The following is an 18,025-nucleotide window of genomic DNA, read 5'->3' as shown; positions in this document are numbered from 1 at the left end:
ACTGACTGCGTGACAGAGACGAAGAACAGGCAGCGGAGCAAGTACCGCACGACGAACTGGAAGGCGTACAACGCGGCGCTGAAAGCGCGAGGCTCGTTGACGATGTGGCTAGATGAGGGCATGCAGTGGTTTGGCACGCCGACCGGCAGGCGTGGACGCAGCCGAACCTTCTCGGACGCAGCAATCCAGTTCTGCCTGAGCATCAAGTGCCTGTTCGGCCAGCCCTTGCGACAGGCGCTGGGCATGGTGCAGAGCCTGCTGCGGCTGGCAAAGCTGGACTGGCCGGTACCTGACTTCAGCACTGTTTGCCGGCGCCAAAAGACCTTGCAGGTCGAACTGAGCTACCAGCGAACCAACTCGCCGCTGCAGTTGCTGGTGGACAGCACCGGCATCAAGTTCCTGGGCGAAGGAGAGTGGAAACGCAAGAAGCATGGTGCTGAATACCGGCGCGAATGGCGCAAGGTCCATCTGGGCATCGACGCGCAGACGCTGGAAATACGCGCCATCGAGGTGACCAGCAACGCCATTGGGGATGCGCCGATGTTGCCCGGGTTGCTGGCTCAGATTCCCACTGACGAATCCATCGAAAGCGTCAGTGCCGATGGCGCCTACGACACGCGCGCCTGCCTGGACGCCATTGCCGAGCGGCACGCGATGGCGGTGATCCCGCCCCGCAAGAACGCCAGCCATTGGAAGAAGTCGAGTCCGGGCTCGGCGCATCGTAATGAGGCCATTCGGGCGTGCCAGCGCCTGGGTCGCGGCATTTGGAAGAAGTGGAGCGGCTACCACCGGCGCAGCCTTGTGGAGACGAAGATGCACTGCTTCAAGCGACTGGGCGAACGGGTGATCGCGCGCACGTTCGACCGCCAGGTTGTGGAGCTGCATGTCCGCGTGGCCTTGCTCAATCGGTTCAGTCAGATCGGCCGTCCTCACACCGTGTCGGTGACTGCTGTGGCATAGGTCCGTCTGGGGTTGGGGTCATGCCGTCTGCAATTCGATTTGTGCAACAGCGCCCTCCACCATAGGCAACATCAATTAACTCGCCCAGCTTTTGGTTGATGGCCGAGCGAAAAAAACGCTTGTCCAATAACGTCTCATCAAAATCAACACGAAAAATGTGTTGATTTAGTACAGCGTCTCCATCGCGCCAAACGTGGGCACCGAAGGAAGTGCCAGGCGTTCCGGACCAAGCAAAGAGTAGCTCCCCACCGCGCAAGCGATTGCGCTCGTCCACTTCGCCCTGAAAGTAGTTGTAGGTGGAGGTAGGATTGTTGAGGTTTTGAATGCGGACAATTGGCAATCCACTGGATTGCCATTCGCTGGGTTTGAACGCTCTTCCATTCTTCAGCGAGCAGAGATTGCCAATTTCTGTCTCGATCCAGTTATTCGGCAACTCACTCATCCTCGCCCCCATCCAGCAAAACCCCCCGCCGCGCCAGCCGCTCACGCGCTTCCAGCAGGGCCTGGTGCAGGTGTTGTTCCAGCTCGGCCTTGGGTGGCAGCTCGGTCCAGTATTCGGCCACGGTGATGCCGTCTTTGTGCATTTGCAGCAACTCCACCTGTTCGCGGCTGGATTCGGCACACAGGATGAGGCCGATGGGCGCTTCCTCTCCCTGCTGGCGTTCATGCTGGTCCAGCCATTTCAAATACAGCTCCATCTGGCCTTTGTGCGCGGCCTTGAAGCGGCCCAGCTTCAGCTCGATGGCCACCAGGCGGCGCAGGCGACGGTGGTAGAAAAGCAGGTCCAGGTAAAAGTCCTCCCCGTCGATAACCATGCGCTTTTGCCGCTCTACAAACGCAAAACCCCGGCCTAGCTCCAGGATGAAGGCTTCTAGCTGGCGCAAGATGGCGGCTTCCAGGTCGGCCTCATCATGGCCCTGGCGCAGGCCCAAAAAGTCCAAAAAGTACGGGTCTTTGAAAACAGTGCCCACCGTCTGCCCCTGTGCTGGCACCAGCGCATCAACGGCAGGGATAACGGGGGCGCCAGCGTTGGCATGGGCAATGGCACTGCGCTCGAATGCTTTGCGGTCTATCTGCTGGGCCAGCTCGCGCACGCTCCAGCCGTCTTGTGCGGCTTGGCGAGCGTAGAACTGCTGCGCCTCGGGCGCTTTAAGGGCCACGATAGCCACCATGTGGCTCCAACTCAATTTTGTCGACAGTGTCGACACAATCTCTGCACTGGGGAAAGCCTGCGCAAACTTGACCATGCGGCGCAGGTTGCGGGCTTCAAAACCCCGGCCAAACTCTTGCGAGAGCTGTTGGCCCAGGTGCCCCAGCAGCTGGCTACCGTATTGGGCACGCTCGCTGCCCAGCACTTCGGTGGCCAAGCGTAGGCCCACCGCCCAGTACAGGCGGGTGAGTTCGGCATTCACTGCACCGGCCAGGCGCTGGCGGCTGCTGGCGATCAGTGTGCGCAGTTCGGTGTGCAGGGTCGTCGGCAGGTTGGTCGGCAGTCCGTCTGCCGCTGCGGAAACCTGCTGGCTCATGGCTGGGCCTCGTCTGCCGTAGTGCCGTCGTCAACCAGCAGGTCTTCCAGCGCAGCGTCCGGGTCTTCGCCCAGCGCTTCCAGCAGGCTGCGCAGGTCAGCCATGGCGCCGTTCAGCTCGCGCATCACTAAGCGGGCCACCAGTGCGGGTTCGTCGCGTTGGGCCTCTGCCCTTTCGGCGCTGTCGTCTTTGAGCCAGCTGATGTCCAGGTTGTCGCCACGGGCCTTGATTTGTTCGCGCGTGAACTTGCGCCAGCGCCCTGCCTCACCCGTGTCCACGCGCTGGGCCAGGGCTGTGGGGCCGCCGCAGGGGTCAGCGCCAAACACGTCTTCAAACTTGTCGCGGGGTACGCTGACGGGGGCATCAGGCTTGGTGCGGAAGTAGTCGCGGGTGAAGGGGGTGCGCTTGCCGAACTGGGGCATGTTGGCGCGCATGTCGTACACCCACACTTCTTTGGTGTTGCCCGTGTCTTTCTTGCCGCGCGTGAAAAACAGCACGTTGGTTTTGACGCCCTGGGCGTAGAAGATGCCAGTGGGCAGCCTTAGAACAGTGTGCAGGTTGCACTTGTCCATCAGGTCGCGGCGTATGTCCGCGCCCACATTGCTTTCGAACAGCACGTTGTCGGGCAGCACCACGGCAGCGCGGCCACCGGGGGCCAGGTTGCGGTAGATGTGCTGCAAGAAGCAAAACTGCTTGTTGGTGGTCGGGTAGGTGAAATCGGTGCGGGTGGGCAGGCCGCCGCCTTTTTTGGTGCCAAAGGGCGGGTTGCTTAAGGAGAGCGTGGCCTGCGGCAGACGGGTGCCCTCTTCGCCCAGGGTGTCGCCAAACTGTATGCCGCCTTCGATGCCGTGCAGCAGCATGTTCATGAGTGCCAGGCGATGGGTGTCTTGCACCAGCTCCATGCCGTAAAAGGTGCTGTGGCGGTATTTGCGCTGTTGCACTTCAGTGCGTTCGTCTGGCGGATACTTGGTGCGCAGGTAGTTGTTGGCGGCAATCAGGAAGCCACCGGTGCCCGAGGCGGGATCCTGGATCACATCGTCCAGCGTGGGCTGCATCACGGCAACGATGCTGTCGATCAAATCGCGGGGGGCGAAGTACTGGCCTGCGCCGCTTTTCTTTTCGCTGGCGTTGCGCTCCAGCAGGCCTTCGTACAGGTCGCCCAGGTCGTCGCGCTGCACGCTGTACCAGTCGAGCTTGTCGATCTCTACCACCAGCTTGGACAAGGTGGCGGGCTTGGTGATGAAGGTGCTGGCGTTGGCGTAAATCTGCTGCACGCTGCCACTGCCGTGCAGGCCGTAATCCAACAACAGTTCTTTATATGCGTCCAGCCGGTCGGGGGCCGACGCGGCCATGAGGTCGGCCCAACGGGTGCCGTCCATTCTTACTTTTGACTCGCCCTTCCTGGGCGCTTTGTCGATGACCAAGGTGCCTTCTCGGCCAGTCTCTTGCATCATGCGCAAGAAGAGCAGGTAGGTGAGCTCGCTCACATACTGGTGGTAGGTCACTCCGTCGTCGCGCAGCAGGTTGCATAGGTTCCAGAGCTTGGCGACGATGTCTGACGCCGCAGGGTTGATTGCAGTCATGTAGGGGGATGCGGGAAACGCGGTCAAGCGGACTTTTGGTCGCCCGCCCACAGTGCGTCGTTAAAGGCTTCCAGCACGGGCTGGAGCTGGCCGTTGAAGAGTTTGTCCAGGCGGGCAAAGCCCCCGCCGTCGCGCTTGAATATAAGGTCTGGGTCGTCCAGCGCTTCGCGGTCTACCAGCATATTGGCTTTGGTTTGCGCAGCAATGCGTTTGAGCCAGTCGCGCTGGGGTTGCGTCCAGGGTTTGCCTACCAAGGGCTTGGCCAGCAGGTCTTGCAGGGCATGGTCTACGCGCTCGGCATAGGGCAGCAGGGCGTCGCCCATAGCGGCCTGTCGGATGAAGCCAATGATGCGGGCGGCAATGTCCTGGTTGCTGAGCTCGCGCCAGGCGGTGGCCAGGCGGGTTTCGGTAAAGCCAGCCTGGTCCAGCGCCAGCACGAGCTCCTTAAGCTGCTTGCGCGTGAGGTCGCGCGGGCGGGTGAGCACGGTGATGAGTGCAGGCAACTCGTTGCCGTGGCTGGTGATGAAGTCTTTGAACGCTTTCAAATATCTTCAGGCTTGCTGGCGGCGCCGTAGCCACGCTCGATGCCTGCCAACGCGTCAGGGTGGTCGGAGATAAACAGGGGCTGTCCGCCACCATCGCGCTTGCGGTCGAGTATTTCGCCCAATCGAGGGTTTTGAATAAACCAGTTGGCGATTTCGTCCACCGACAGGGTGCGCAGCTTTTGGATGAAGGCTTCGGGCGTCATGCCGGCCTTGGTTTCAAAGTCTTGCGTAGCTTGGGCGTCGAGATGGCGTTTCTTGACTTGCAGCTTGGCCAGGAACTGCTGGCGCACTAGCTCCCGTGCGGCGGGGTCTTGCACGGCCACCATTTCTTGCTCCAGCTGCGCAAAGCAGATGCTGGGGTTGACCACAACGGGGCGCATGGCGGTCATGTTGCCAATGACTTCAAAAATGCGCACGGCGTCAAACACGCGAAAGCTGTCTTTGGGGTCGCCGTCAAAGTCGCACAGGCGAGTCGCCCGGCCCAGCATCTGATCGAACAAGATGCGGCTGTTGACCTGGCGCAGGAAGACGAGGTTGCAGATTTCTGGCACGTCCACACCGGTGGTGAGCAAGTCCACGGTCACGGCCACATTGGGCAGGCGCTCGTTTTTGAAGCGGCGAATCAGCTCCAGCGGCTTGTCGGCATTGCCGGTGATTTTGATGACGGCATCGTCCTCCACGCTGCCGTACCGGGCTTCAAAAGCGGATTTCAGCACGTCCACCACCAAATCGGCGTGATCGGTGTTGACGCAGAAGATGAGGGTTTTGTGCTTGCCCGTGGGGTCGATCTCTTGGGCCAGGTAATTGCACACCACTTCATTGAAGGAGCGGGTGATGACCTTGCGGTTGAAGTCTTCGACGTTGAGGGCTATGGCATCGGGTGCCTTGAAAAGATCGATCTGATTGCGCCGCGCGTCGTAGATCTTGACCTCCTCCCCCACCTTCCAGTGCATGCCCCCTTTCGACAGCTCGGTGTGGATCTGTATGGGCGGCTCGTAGTCCACCAGGTAGCCATCCACCACAGCTTCGCGGTAGCTGTAGGTGAATACCGGGGCACCAAATATCTCGGTCGTGTGCAGGGCCGGAGTGGCGGTCAGGCCGATCTTGACGGCATCGAAGTAGTCGAGCACCCGGCGGTACTTGGAGATGTAGTCGTCAAAGCCCCGGAAGCTGAGTTCGGTGTCTGACAGTTCGCGGTCCAGCGTGTAGCCGCGGTGGCATTCGTCGATCACCACGCAATCGTATTGGTCCACCGTGGGTGGGGCTAGGCCATCGGCAGAAAACAGCACGCGCCGCATCATGCCCTGCACGGTGGCAATGTGAACAGCGGTGTCGTCGTCTGGCGTCTGTGCGTCCAGCTCTTTGATGCCGAAGGCTTCGGCGAAGGTCTGCAGCCGCTCCATGCGGGTGTCCTTGAAGGAGTTGGCCGCTTGTTCGCCCAACGCCGACCGATCCACCAGAAACAAGATGCGTTTGAAGCGCTGCGCTTTGAGCAGGCGGTAGATCAAGGCAATACAGGTTTTGGTTTTGCCAGTGCCTGTTGCCATGGCCAACAAGATGTCGCGCTGGCCCTGGCCTATTCGTGCCTCGGTGGCACGGATGGCCTTTTGTTGATAGGGGCGCAGTGGAAAGCCGAAGTTGAACTCGGTGTTGTCCAGTTGCTGGTGTGCTTTGACCTCATCCGCAGCGAGCAGATGTTTGAGTCCATCAGGGCTGTACCAGCCATCCAGCGCCTGACTGCGGTTTTCGGGGTGGCGTAAGTCGCAGAACCAGATGCCGCTCTTGGTAGACAACTGCCGCAAGTAAGGGCGCCCATTGGCAGAGAAGACGAACGGGATGCGGTATTGAGACTGCGCGCCCCAGTTGCAATCATGCAGTTGAACCTCTGCGCCAGCGGTGAATGTGCGGCTGTAGCGTTTGGCTTGTTGCAGGGCGCCTGATACGTCAATGTTCTTTCGCTTGGCCTCGACCACGGCCATCGGCGTGAGCCCTTGAAAAATCACATAGTCGGCGGAACAGCCATCACAGGGCCATTCGGCGATGGCAATGTTGCGGCCGCGCACTGGGCGTGCCCCTTTGCTGTAACGCAAGCTTTCACTGTCGGCCTCCCAGCCGGCCTGCCGCAACTGGGCGTCGATGATGCGGCGGGTTTCCGCCTCGTCCAGCTGGACTTTCGTGGCGGCTGCGTTGGCGGACTGCAGCAAGGAAGCGTATTGCGTCGCAGGGGCTGCAACAGCCGCAGCTTGCAAGGCAGAAAGTTGGTCTGCCAAGCGCGCTTTGGCCGCATCGGCCTCTGTGGCCAACTGCTCCCAAACGGCACGCTCTTCACTTAATGACGAAAGCTGGGTTCTCGTGTGCGCAAGTTCTGCACCGGCTTGCTCATTTTGAGCTTGGTAGCTTGCTACCGCCTGCTGCAGCCGTGCCAGCTCGGCTTGCAGGTCCGCTGTTTCGTTGCTGGGTGGTTGAGGTGGAACAAAGGGGCCAGATCGATGGTTGGCATCTTTGAAGGTGCGATGGAACCACAGCGCCAGTTGCCAGCAAAGCTTGAGTGTGGACAACGCTCCCGCATGGTTCCCGGCCAGGGCGTGGTTTGCGGCATTGCCATTGATGCGGATTTGATCGAAGACCTGCTTTACCTCTCTCGGCAAGGCGCCCTCGTTCTGCAAGCGCCGTATGAGTTCGTATTGGGTTTCGGCGGGGTTCGTCAAAAAACCGACTCTGGCCGCCAGAGACTGCGCCAGAGTTTCTGAGAATTGCCTGAGCTTCAGCAGGCTAGTGTTCGGGTCCTCCGCGAAGTACCGCTCCGCCAATGCGCCCAACCGCCAAAGCTGCTCTTCGTAAGAGCGCAGCATGTCAAAGTTAGATTGAATCCCTTGAAGCATAGGTTTTTTGAGTGAGCGGCAGATTCACAACTGGCAGGCACCGTCTGATTCTGCCCGCGATATTCAGTGCTTATTTCTACCCAGCCCCGATGACCAATCGATGGGTCGCTCTTGTGCTCGCAACGTAAACCAAACGTGCGTCCAACTCCGGGGAGGCTTTCGCTGTGTTGGCTTTCCGACGTTCGTCCTCAGCAACCACCGCCACCACCGCCCACTCCAACCCCTTGCTCGCATGCATGGTCATGACCTTGATAGCATCCTCCTCCGGCCGGTAATCCCCTGACCTCTTGCGCATCCGGTGCGGCAGCCCTTTTCGCACCAACGCCGCCGAGCATTCCTCCATCTCGCTGTAATGCCGGCACAACACCGCCATATCGCCCCACGCATGCCCCTGCGCATGCTGGTCCGCCAGCAGCTCCGCCACCCGTGCCGCGCGCTCCGGCAGCGTGGGCAGGTCGATCACGATGGGCTCCGGTCCCTCTCGCCCGCAACTCATGGGTTGCAGCAGCGGGATGCCGTCTTCCCCGCCCACCGCGTCTTCGGGCTGGAGCAGCCTACCGGCCATGCGGTGGGCCAGTTGCAGGATCTGCCGCGTGTTGCGGTAGTTGATCTTCAGGATGGTGGTGCGGCCCTGGGCCTGGATGCCGACGCTTTTCAGGCTGAAGCTCTTCTTGTCGGCCCGGTCGTAGATGCTCTGCGCGTCGTCGTACAGCAGCAGCAGGCTGTTGGTGGCCGGGTCCACCATCTGGGTGACGAGCTTGAGCCATTCGGGCGCGAAGTCGTGGCCCTCGTCGATGAGGATGGCGTGGTACTGGCCGGCGGGAATGTGGCCCGCGTCCACGCCGTGGATCACGCGCTGCACGTACTCGGCCATCAGCTTGTCCACGGGCCAGCGCTGCGTGCCCTCGGGCAGCAGGTGGTAGGCCACCAGCTGGTCGCGGCACCACTTGTGGAAGTGGCGCACGTGCACGCGGTCTTGCAATCCCTTGGCCTGGAAGGTGGCCGCCAGCTTCACGCCCAGCGGCTCGTTGTAGCAGAGGATGAGGATGGGCTTGGCGCCCGCCGTTTGCGTCTGCGCCAGGTGTTCGGCGCGGTAGCCGAGGATCATGGTCTTGCCCGATCCCGCCACGCCGTGGATCACGCGGTGGCCGTCGCCCAGGCTGCGGGCGAGCTGCTCCTGCTGCAGGTCCATCACCCGCATGATGCCGGGCAGGCGGGCGTCTTCATCGTCGTCGCTGTCGCCCCCCTCTCTGCCCGTGCCCTGCCCGAACAGGCTTTGCTGCTGGGGCACACGCACCTCGGGGAACAGGATCCACCGCACGCGGTCGAGCTGCGGCAGGGTGATGGCGCTCTTGCGGCCGAAGGTGTGCGGGTACATGGCCCACAGGCGCTGCTGGAAGGCCTCGGCGTCCACGTCTTCGAACATCTCGTCCTTGCAGATGGCCAAGTGGGACGGAATCGCCTCGCCCAGGCCCGCGCCCTCGAATTGCTTGCGGGTGATATGGGTGAAGACCACGCCGTGGCCCCAGGGGAAGGCGAGCTTGCCTTGGTAGGGGCCTTCGCCCTGCACCAGCTGCGGGTCGCGCTCCAACGCATTGACGACCTGGATCGCGCAGTGGCGCGCCTGCTGCAGCGGGCTCATGACGACCTTGAGCTGGCCCTCGGGCGCGATCTCGAAGCGTTCGCGCGTGGCGTTGCGGATGGTGTCCAGGCGCCAGTCCTTGACTTCCAGGATGAGCGCGCCGCGGCGAGGGTGCAGCACCACGAAGTCGGGCCGCGTCTGCTTGGGGCCGATGGGCACGTCCCACCAGAGCAGGTAGTCGTCCTCCAGCTTCTGCTCCAGCCGCTCGGCCAGGCGGCGCTCACCCGAGGTCATGCGGCCCGCGCAGGCGCCCAGCGCCGGTATCAAGGTTGCCATTCCATCCCCCCAGCCCTCCCGATTTATGTATCTGTCTGTTGCAGCTTATAGCGGGAATGGCTGATTTCTAACTGACGGAAACCCCGGGATGGCGTTCGGGTAAAGCGTCATCGCGCAGATGGAGCCATGAGAAAAAATGGCCTCCAGCGCATATATTTCTAGGGCGTATAGCTATTGATTTAATAGCAATCCAAATACGACGCCAAGTGGGAAGAATTGGGCCAAAAACGCGATGGATCAGGCGTGTCGCGCTGATCTCGCAGGTCACGCTCAGCAAGTACTTGCAGGAGGGCTGGCGCCCGTGCGGAGTCCGCCGCACACGGGCGAGCCGGTCTTCGGCACCCAGGGCGGGTGCCATGCGGCCGGGCAAGCCACCGGCCGGCGCGCTGTCGGGCGGTCGCCTGCCAGAAGGCGACCAGCCGGCTGGCTTACTTGTTCACGAACGCATTGCGCGCCGCCACCGCCAGGTCCGGGTAGTTGGCGAACATGCCGTCCATGCCCATGTCCAGGTAGCTGCGGAACTCGGTGGCGGCCGTGGCGGCGTTGGCCTGGGCGAAGGTCCAGCCATGCACCTTGAGGCCGGCGGCGTGGGCCTGGTCGATGTAGTCCTTGGTAATGGGGTACGCGGCGGTGTTGATGACCACGCCGATGCCTTCGGTGAAGCCGGCCACTTCCTTGAACGTGAGCTGCGTGACGGTGCTGCCGGAGATGACGCCCATGCGCGGCGTGCCGTCGGCGGCCTTGGCGGCCACGCCCAGCAGGATGAGGGGCATCTTGCTGTTCTGCGCGGTCTGCTTGGTGCGCAGGCTGCGCAGCGTGGCGTCGCTGAACGACTGGATGTAGACCTTGCTGTCGGCGTTGTAGCCGTTGTCCTTCAGGGTTTTGAGGATGCCGTCTTCCATCACCGGGTCGGCCTGCTTGGCCTCTGGGTACAAGCCCACTTCGCGGCCCGCGGCGGTGGATTGCTTCTTGGCGAAGTCCACCACTTCCTGGAAGGTGGGCACCTGGAAGGGGTTGGCGGCGCTGGGCGCAAAGCCCGGGTAGCTGGTCTTGCCGGTGCCGGTGGGCACCACGGTCAGGGTGCGGATTTCCGCGAGGGTGAAGTCGGCCACCTTGTAGCCACCGTTGCGCTGCGCGAACAGCGTGGAAATGTTGGTGGTGCGGTTGAGCGTGTCGTCGTGGATGGCGACGAGGGCGCCGTCCTTGGTGATCTGCAGGTCGGGCTCGATGAAGTCGGCACCCATGCGGATGGCCAGCTCATAGCCGGCCAGGGTGTGCTCGGGCAAGTAGCCGCTGGCGCCGCGGTGGGCGATGACCTGGGGCTGGGCGGGCGGCGCGTCGTCGTTGCCGCCGCAAGCGGTGAGGGACAGGGCCGACAGGCACAGGGCCGAGGCCAGCAGGGAGAGTCGTTTCATGGGAGCGTCTTCTTTCTGGTGTCGACAACAGCGTCGATGAGCGAAGGCCGCACTCTAGAAGTGACACATGGCAAACCCGTGGCAAGTGCGTGACAGGCGGGCGACACGGCGCGCCGCGAGCCTGCGCTTACCCCCGGAGCGGGCCGCGGCGCCTTGCCCGGCGCGGGTTACCCGCGCTGCGGAATCTCCAGTCCGCGCGCCACGGCAGGCCGCGCCACGAAGGCGTCCAGCACGCGCTGCACCTGCGGGAAGTCGCCAAAGCCCACCAGTTCGCGCGCCTCGTAGAAGCCGATCAGATTGCGCACCCAGGGGAAGACGGCGATGTCGGCGATGGAGTAGTCGTCCCCCAGGATCCACGCGCGCCCGGCCAGGCGCTGCTCCAGCACGCCCAGCAGCCGCCTGGATTCGGCCACGTAGCGGTCGCGCGGGCGCTTGTCTTCGTAGTCCTTGCCGGCGAACTTGTGGAAGAACCCGAGCTGGCCGAACATGGGGCCGAGGCCGCCCATCTGCCACATGACCCACTGCAGGGCCTCGTAGCGCGCGGCGGGGTCCTGCGGCAGGAAGCGGCCGGTCTTCTCGGCCAGGTAGAACAGGATGGCGCCGGATTCGAACAGCGCCAGCGGGCGGCCGCCCGGGCCGTCGGGGTCGAGGATGGCGGGGATCTTGTTGTTGGGGTTGAGCGAGAGAAACTCGGGCGAGAGCTGGTCGTTGGTGTCGAAGCGCACCAGGTGCGGCTCGTACGGCAGGCCCAGTTCTTCCAGCAGGATGGAGACCTTCACGCCGTTGGGCGTGGGCAGTGAATACAACTGAAGGCGCTCGGGGTGGCGGGCGGGCCACTTGGCGGCGATGGGGTGGGTGATGGCAGGGGCGGGATTTTGCGCTGGGTTTTGCGTTGTCATGGTTTTTTGAAGGCCGCAGGGCGCACGGCCGGGGGAAGCGAAAGGGGTTTTGATTAAAACCCTGCGCACCGCGGGACGCAGACCGGCGGGCAGTAACCCCTGCGCAATTCGGCCCTTACCGCGCCGTGCGTTCATGCCGCGGCGTGTGCGGTTATGGCGCCGTCCGCAGCGCCATCTGTGCGCCGCCTATGCGTCGCCTATGCGCCGTTTTACGCCCTCAGCCCTTCACCAGGCCGCTGTCCACGATCAGGTTCTGCCCGGTCACCGCGCGCGACCAGGGCGACAGGAAGAACAGCACCGCGTCGGCGAACTCGGCCGGCGTGGTCACGCGGCGCAGCGGGGTCATGCCGGCGATGAGGTCGAACACGGCCTCGGGCGTGGCGCGGCTGGCGTCGGTGGTGCGCAGCAGGCCGCCCGACACCATGTTCACGGTGATGCCGTGCGGCCCCAGGTCGTTGGCCGCCGTGCGGGTGAGCGACAGCAGCGCGGCCTTGGCGGCGGTGTAGTCGTGGTAGGGCACCACGGGGTTCTGGAACAGGTTGGTGCCCACGTTCACGATGCGCCCGAAACCCTGCGCGCGCATCGCGGGCAGCGCGGCCTGCAGGGTGTTCAGCGCACCCTTCACGGCGCCGTCGATCTGCTGCTGAAAGCGCTCCCAGGCGATGTCGCCGATCTGCGGCCGGGCGTCGCCGTCGAAGCGGAACTGCGCGAGCGCGTTGTTGACCACCGCGCTGATGGGCCGGCCGGTGCGCTCTTGCGCCTGGGCGAAGAGGCGCTGCACGGCGGCGGCGTCGGTCACGTCGGCCTGCAGGGCGATGGCGCGCGGGCCCAACTCCTGGGCGAGTGCCTGCGCTGCGGTGTCGCTGGTGAGGTAGTTGATGACCACGCCGGCGCCTTCGCGCGCCAGCGCCCGGGTGATCGATTCGCCCAGGCCCCGGGCACCGCCGGTGACCAGGACCCATTGTTCGGACAGTTGCATGGTGGTGTCGCTCGCGTGGTGTGAAAAAAAGACCGGGGCCGGGGCGCGGTCAGGCCGACGCGGCATACCCCAGCGGTTGCAGAAAGGCGCCGGGCTGCGCGCGGTGACACAGCAGCGTGAGCTGCTGGCGCGCCCGGGTCATGCCGACGTAGAGGGTGTTCTTCTCCTGCGCATAGGGCGCCTGCGGCACGGGGAACACGCCTTGCTCCAGGAACGGGATCACCACGTGGTCGAACTCCAGGCCCTTGACGTCCTCGATGTTGGCCAGGACCAGGCTGGCGGTGCTGCGCAGCTCGCGCTGGCGCTGCTCGGCGCGGTTCAGGTGCAGGAAATAATCGCGCGCGCTGGCAAAGCCCTTCGCCGCCTCGCACAGGCCGGCCAGGTTGGCGAGCGCGTCCTCGCGCCGCTGGCGCGAGACGAACACCTCGCGGATCACGGTGTCGATCTGCAGGGCCTGCAGCAGGCGCGGCAGGGTGTCCTGGCCGCCCGCCTCGCGCGCCACCTCCAGGGCCTTGCGCAGGCGCCGCTGCATGGCGGGCTCGACGTTGGCCACGATCTGGTGGGTGAAGAAGCTCTGCAGGAACAGCGGGTTGTCGGTCACGCTGCGGATGGCGTCCTCCAGCAGGGCCTGCTGCGACTCGTGCTCGCGCCCGGCCACGACGATGCGCGCGCCACAGAAGAACACCAGCGCCCGCATGAGCTTGTCGCGCGTGCGCGGCTCGGAGACGCTGTCGAAGTTGTCGGTGGCCACGGCCAGCAGGCCGCGCACCAGCAGCACCTCGGGCCGCAGCAGGTAGCTGTCGAAGCCGCTCACGGTGTAGGGCACGTTGTCGGCCAGCAGCCGGTTCTCGATGCCCACCGACTGGTTGGAGTGGCGCAGCAGCACGGCAAAGCCCGCCATCCGGGCGCGGGGCCGGGCGCGCCACTGCTGGGCCGCCTGCGCAATCAGGTCCACGCACTGCGCGGCATCGTCGTAGGGCCGCAGTTCCACCGCGGTGTCGTGCCCGGCGAGCGAGTCGTAGGGCTTGGCCGCCAGCCGCCCGGCCTTGGCCGCGAGCTTCTTGCCGAAGCGGTGGCTGGGCGTGAGCCGCAGGCGCGCCACCGGGCGGCCGGTGTGCGCGGTGATGGCATCGCCCATGAAAGCGGCATCGGCCCCGTGGGCGCCGTAGATGACCTGGTCGCGGTCGCCCACGCCGCAGAAGGTGCACTGCGTGGTGTCCAGCAGCTCGCGCAGCACGCGGAACGCGGCCTCGTTCATGTCGTGCATCTCGTCGACCAGCACGGCCTGCACGCCGCGCGGCCAGCGCGGCAGGCTGGCCGCTGTGTCGCCGCCGTGCAGGCGCCGGGCCAGGTCGTAGGTGGCATCGAAGGGGCCGCGAAACAGCGGCTCGTCGGCCAGCTCGCGCCGGCGGATGCGCTCGTAGGCCAGGAACACCTTGAGCTGCGTGTAGCCCACGCCGATGGCGGCCGCGTGCTCGGGCGAGGCCGGGCCGCCCTCGCGCTCCAGCTCGTCCTTCATCGTGCCCTTGAGCCACACGCTGGTCGCCAGGAACTCCTCCACGAAGCCGGTGTCGCCCAGCGTGGGCAGCAGCAGCTCCTCGCGCCAGCGTTCGTGCTCGTTGTCTTCCACGCGCTGCACCGCCTGCCAGACGAAGGGGCGCAGTTCCTCCAGGTGCCGGTGGTGCGGCACGGGGGCCTCGTACTGGTCGGCCAGCATTTCGGCGCAGAAGGCATCGAACGTGGCGATGCGAAAGCGCTGCGCCACGGGCGCGGGCACGCCGACCTTGCGCAGCGCGGCCTGCAGCGCCTGGCAGGCGGTGGCGGTGTGCGTGAGGGCCAGGCAGCGCTCGGGCGCCACGCCGCGCGCCCAGGCCTGCCCCATGCGCAGGGCGAGCGTGGTGGTCTTGGCCGCGCCGGCGTTGGCCTCGATGACCAGCGTGCGCTCGGCGGACTGCTGGATCGCCAGCTGCTCGGCCGTGGGGTCGATCTGCTTGGCCTGGAAAAGGGGAACGGTGGGGGGGGTGGTCGCCAAGGGATTCTTTTCAGGCAGGGCCCCGGCGCGGGCGCAGGGCGCGAAGCGGCAAGGGCGCCAGGGGGGGCGAAGGCCTCAGCGCCGGCGCTCGGCGCTCACGTCGATTTCGCCGAAGACGGTGACACCGTTCGAGCCCTGCCCGCCGATGCCGTGCGTGCCGCGAGACGGCGCCTCGGACGGCGCACCGCCCGCGCAGCCGGCCAGCAGGCCCACGAAGGCCAGGGCCGCAAGGCAGCGAGCGAGCGCGTTCATGCCTCGCCCCCCAGGTGCTTTCCCAGGATGCCGGCCAGCTCGAACATGGTGACCTGGTCCTTGCCGAACACGGGGCGCAGCTTGGTGTCGGCGTTGATGGCGCGCTTGTTGGTGGCGTCCTGCAGGCCGTTGGCCTTGATGTAGTCCCACATCTTCTTCACGGCCTCGGGCCGGGCAACCGGTTCCGGCCCGATCACCGCCGCCAATGCGGCGCTCGGGGCCTTGCCGGCCGCGGGCTTGCGCGGCGCCTTGGGTGCGGCCGGGGCCTTCTTGGCGGCGGCTTTGGCAGCGGTCTTGGCGGCAGGCTTTGCAGCCTTCTTGGCCGCGGCCGACGTCTTGGCGGCCGCGCCTGCACCGGCCTTTGCAGCGAACGTCTTGCGCGGCGGGAATTTGCTCTCGCGCTGCTCGAACTCGAAGTTCACCTTGCCCGCCTCCTTGTCCCAGGCGAGGAACGCCTTGAACGCCCGGCGCGTGCGCATGCTCACGAACTTGTCGAGCAGGTCGGTCTTGCCGGTGGCCAGCAGCTTGCTCATCTGCGCGCGCTCCACGGGCTGCTGCAGGATGATCTTGCCGCTCTTGAAGGTGCAGCTGGGCGTGGGCTGCGCCGCCGTGGGCACGGCCTTGCTGCACACGTAGTTGCTGCCGTGCTCGTACACGGGCGCGCCGCACACGGGGCAGGCGCCCAGGCTTTCCTGCTCCGAGAAATCGACCAGCTCGCCCGATTCCTCGGCGTTCTTGTCGTCGCCGAAGTCGAACTCCAGCTTGTAGTTGTGCGCCTCGTCGTCATAGACGATGCCCACCTCGGCCGTGAAGGGCCAGCCGGCCTTGGAGCGAAAGCCCTCCAGCGGGCCGATCTTCTTGTCGCGCAGCAGCTGGTCGGCCTCGGCGGTCTCGAAGGTGCGGCCGGCCGGCGACTTGCCGAACGAGAAGCCGCAGGCGTCCGAGCCGTCGCCGGCCTTGCCCACGCAGGCGTAGCGGCGGTAGTTCTCCTTCACCACGCCACCGCAGTTGGGGCACGGCGCCGAGAGCGTGGCGTAGTCGCCGGGAATGGTGTCGCGGTCGTATTCCTTGGCCTTCTTGACCATGCGTTCGGTCATCCGGGCGATGTCGGCCATGAAGGCCTCGCGGCTGAGCAGGCCCTTTTCCATCTGCGAGAGCTTGAACTCCCAGTCGCCCGTGAGGTCGGCGCGGCACAGTTCCTCGACCTCCAGCCCGCGCAGCAAGGTCATGAGCTGGAAGGCCTTGGCCGTGGGAATCAGCTCGCGGCCCTCGCGCAGCATGTACTTTTCGGTCAGCAGCCCTTCGATGATGGCCGCGCGCGTGGCCGGGGTGCCCAGGCCTTTTTCCTGCATGGCCGAGCGCAGTTCCTCGTCGTCGATCTGCTTGCCTGCGCTTTCCATGGCGCCCAGCAGCGTGGCTTCGGAGTAGCGCGCGGGCGGCTTGGTCTTGAGGCCCTTGGGCTCCACGAAGTCGGTGCGCACCATCTCGCCGGGCTGCACGGGCACGAGGTTCTGGCCCTTGTCGCCTTCCTTGGCGCCCTCCACCTCGTCGGCGGCTTCCTTGCCGTAGATGGCCAGCCAGCCGGGCCGCACCAGCACCTTGCCCTCGGTCTTGAAATGGTGGTTGACCACTTGACTGATCCGCGTGGTGACCATGTATTCAGCACTCGGGAAGAACACCGCCATGAAGCGGCGCACCACCAGGTCGTACAGCTTCTGCTCGGCCTCGGACAGCCCGCTCGGGGCCTGCAGCGTGGGGATGATGGCGAAGTGATCGCTGACCTTGCTGTTGTCGAAGATGCGCTTGTTGGGCTTCACATAGTTGCCGTCCAGCGCCTGCTGGGCAAAGGGCGCCAGGTGGCGCATGCCGCTCGTGGCCAGCATGCCGAAGGTGTCGCGCGCCACGGGCAGGTAGTCCTCGGGCAGGGCGCGCGAGTCGGTCCGCGGGTAGGTCAGGGCCTTGTGGCGCTCGTACAGGCTTTGCGCCAGGGCCAGCGTGGTCTTGGCGCTGAAGCCGAACTTGCCGTTGGCCTCGCGCTGCAGGCTGGTCAGGTCGAACAGCAGGGGCGAGGACTGCGAGGTGGGCTTGGATTCCTCGGTGACGCTGGCCGCCTTGCCGCGCACCGCATCGGCGATGGCCACGGCGTCGGCATGGTTCCAGATCCGGTCGGCCTTCGCCTCGGGGTCTTCGCTCTTCTTCCACTGGGGGTTGAACCACTTGCCCAGGTACTCGCCCGCCTCGGCATGGAAGCCCGCGTGCACTTCCCAATAGTCGCGGCTCACGAACTTGCGGATCTTTTCCTCGCGCTCGACCACCAGCGACAGCGTGGGCGTCTGCACCCGGCCCACGGTGGTGAGGAAGAACCCGCCGTCGCGCGAGTTGAAGGCCGTCATGGCCCGCGTGCCGTTGATGCCCACCAGCCAGTCGGCCTCGGAGCGGCTGCGCGCGGCGTGGGCCAGGCCCTGCATCTGCTGCTCGGAGCGCAGTGCCTCGAAGCCGTCGCGGATGGCCTGCGGCGTCATCGACTGCAGCCACAGCCGCTTGACCGGCTTGCCCAGTCCCTTGCCGTCGGGCTTGGAGCCGCCGGCGTACTGCTCGATCAGCCGGAAGATCAGCTCGCCCTCGCGGCCCGCGTCGCAGGCGTTGATGAGCTGGGTGACGTCCTTGCGCTTGGCCTGCCGCACCACGGCCGACAGGCGGCTCTTGGTCTTGTCCACGGGCTTCAGGTCGAAATACGGCGGGATCACGGGCAGGTGGGCGAAGCTCCACTTGCCGCGCTTGACGTCGAATTCCTCGGGCGCCTGGATCTCCACCAGGTGGCCCACCGCGCTGGTGACCACGTAGCGGTCGTTCTCGAAATGGTCCTCGTGCTTGTCGAACTTGCCCGCCACGGGGGTGAGCGCGCGCACGATGTCCTGGGCCACCGAGGGTTTTTCTGCAATTACCAGTGTCTTGGTCATGTTGTGGGTTTCGCCGTTGAAAGGCGCTTCTACAATCCGCTTCTCACACGCGTACACGCGCACGCGCCTGTGTG

At 65.0% G+C, this 18,025-nt stretch carries 13 protein-coding genes; 1 reads left to right on the top strand and 12 read right to left on the bottom strand.

Features of this window, described 5'->3' with window-relative positions; genetic code table 11:
- Positions 1 to 9 precede the first annotated feature (9 nt).
- Positions 10 to 960: an IS5 family transposase gene (locus M5C96_RS01130; protein WP_272563652.1), complete on the top strand. Its 951-nt coding sequence runs from the start codon at positions 10 to 12 to the stop codon at positions 958 to 960.
- Here the strand turns inward: M5C96_RS01130 and M5C96_RS01125 are convergent.
- The 12 genes from M5C96_RS01125 to M5C96_RS01070 form a co-directional block, all read right to left on the bottom strand.
- Positions 911 to 1,402: a restriction endonuclease subunit S gene (locus M5C96_RS01125; RefSeq protein ID WP_272566643.1), complete on the bottom strand. Its 492-nt coding sequence runs from the start codon at positions 1,400 to 1,402 to the stop codon at positions 911 to 913. The genes M5C96_RS01130 and M5C96_RS01125 overlap by 50 nt on opposite strands.
- Positions 1,395 to 2,486, bottom strand: coding sequence for a PDDEXK nuclease domain-containing protein (locus M5C96_RS01120; RefSeq protein ID WP_272566641.1), 1,092 nt, complete (start codon positions 2,484 to 2,486; stop codon positions 1,395 to 1,397). The genes M5C96_RS01125 and M5C96_RS01120 overlap by 8 nt, the downstream gene beginning before the upstream one ends.
- Positions 2,483 to 4,069 carry a class I SAM-dependent DNA methyltransferase gene (locus M5C96_RS01115; protein ID WP_272566640.1) on the bottom strand — a complete coding sequence of 529 codons (1,587 nt, stop codon included), beginning with the start codon at positions 4,067 to 4,069 and terminating at the stop codon, positions 2,483 to 2,485. Before M5C96_RS01115 ends, M5C96_RS01120 begins: the two co-directional genes overlap by 4 nt.
- 23 nt (positions 4,070 to 4,092) lie before the next feature.
- On the bottom strand, positions 4,093 to 4,614 hold the full coding sequence (locus tag M5C96_RS01110; protein ID WP_272566639.1) for a type I restriction-modification enzyme R subunit C-terminal domain-containing protein: 522 nt from the start codon (positions 4,612 to 4,614) through the stop codon (positions 4,093 to 4,095).
- Entirely contained in the window at positions 4,611 to 7,466 is a 2,856-nt protein-coding gene (hsdR, locus tag M5C96_RS01105) for a type I restriction-modification system endonuclease (RefSeq protein WP_272566638.1), read from the bottom strand. Before hsdR ends, M5C96_RS01110 begins: the two co-directional genes overlap by 4 nt.
- Before the next feature lie 106 nt (positions 7,467 to 7,572).
- Positions 7,573 to 9,414, bottom strand: a complete 1,842-nt coding sequence (locus M5C96_RS01100) for a DEAD/DEAH box helicase (RefSeq protein WP_272566637.1) — start codon at positions 9,412 to 9,414, stop codon at positions 7,573 to 7,575.
- A 428-nt stretch (positions 9,415 to 9,842) separates the two neighbouring features.
- Positions 9,843 to 10,829, bottom strand: coding sequence for a glycerophosphodiester phosphodiesterase family protein (locus M5C96_RS01095; protein WP_272566635.1), 987 nt, complete (start codon positions 10,827 to 10,829; stop codon positions 9,843 to 9,845).
- Positions 10,830 to 10,996: 167 nt separating this feature from the next.
- Positions 10,997 to 11,728 (bottom strand): glutathione S-transferase N-terminal domain-containing protein, encoded by a 732-nt coding sequence (locus tag M5C96_RS01090; RefSeq protein ID WP_272566633.1) that lies wholly within the window; start codon positions 11,726 to 11,728, stop codon positions 10,997 to 10,999.
- Between the two features lie 217 nt (positions 11,729 to 11,945).
- On the bottom strand, positions 11,946 to 12,707 hold the full coding sequence (locus tag M5C96_RS01085) for a 3-oxoacyl-ACP reductase (protein WP_272566632.1): 762 nt from the start codon (positions 12,705 to 12,707) through the stop codon (positions 11,946 to 11,948).
- 49 nt (positions 12,708 to 12,756) lie between these two features.
- A complete protein-coding gene (locus M5C96_RS01080) occupies positions 12,757 to 14,739 on the bottom strand; it encodes a UvrD-helicase domain-containing protein (RefSeq protein WP_272566630.1) in 1,983 nt (660 codons plus the stop codon).
- A 75-nt stretch (positions 14,740 to 14,814) separates the two neighbouring features.
- On the bottom strand, positions 14,815 to 14,991 hold the full coding sequence (locus M5C96_RS01075) for a hypothetical protein (protein WP_272566628.1): 177 nt from the start codon (positions 14,989 to 14,991) through the stop codon (positions 14,815 to 14,817).
- A complete protein-coding gene (locus M5C96_RS01070) occupies positions 14,988 to 17,951 on the bottom strand; it encodes a DNA topoisomerase III (protein WP_272566627.1) in 2,964 nt (987 codons plus the stop codon). Before M5C96_RS01070 ends, M5C96_RS01075 begins: the two co-directional genes overlap by 4 nt.
- Positions 17,952 to 18,025: the final 74 nt, after the last annotated feature.

Source organism: Acidovorax sp. GBBC 1281, assembly GCF_028473645.1.
Lineage (GTDB): Bacteria > Pseudomonadota > Gammaproteobacteria > Burkholderiales > Burkholderiaceae_C > Paracidovorax.
The sequence above is the reverse complement of the archived record's forward strand: the minus strand, read 5'-3'. Positions and strand labels throughout refer to the sequence as shown.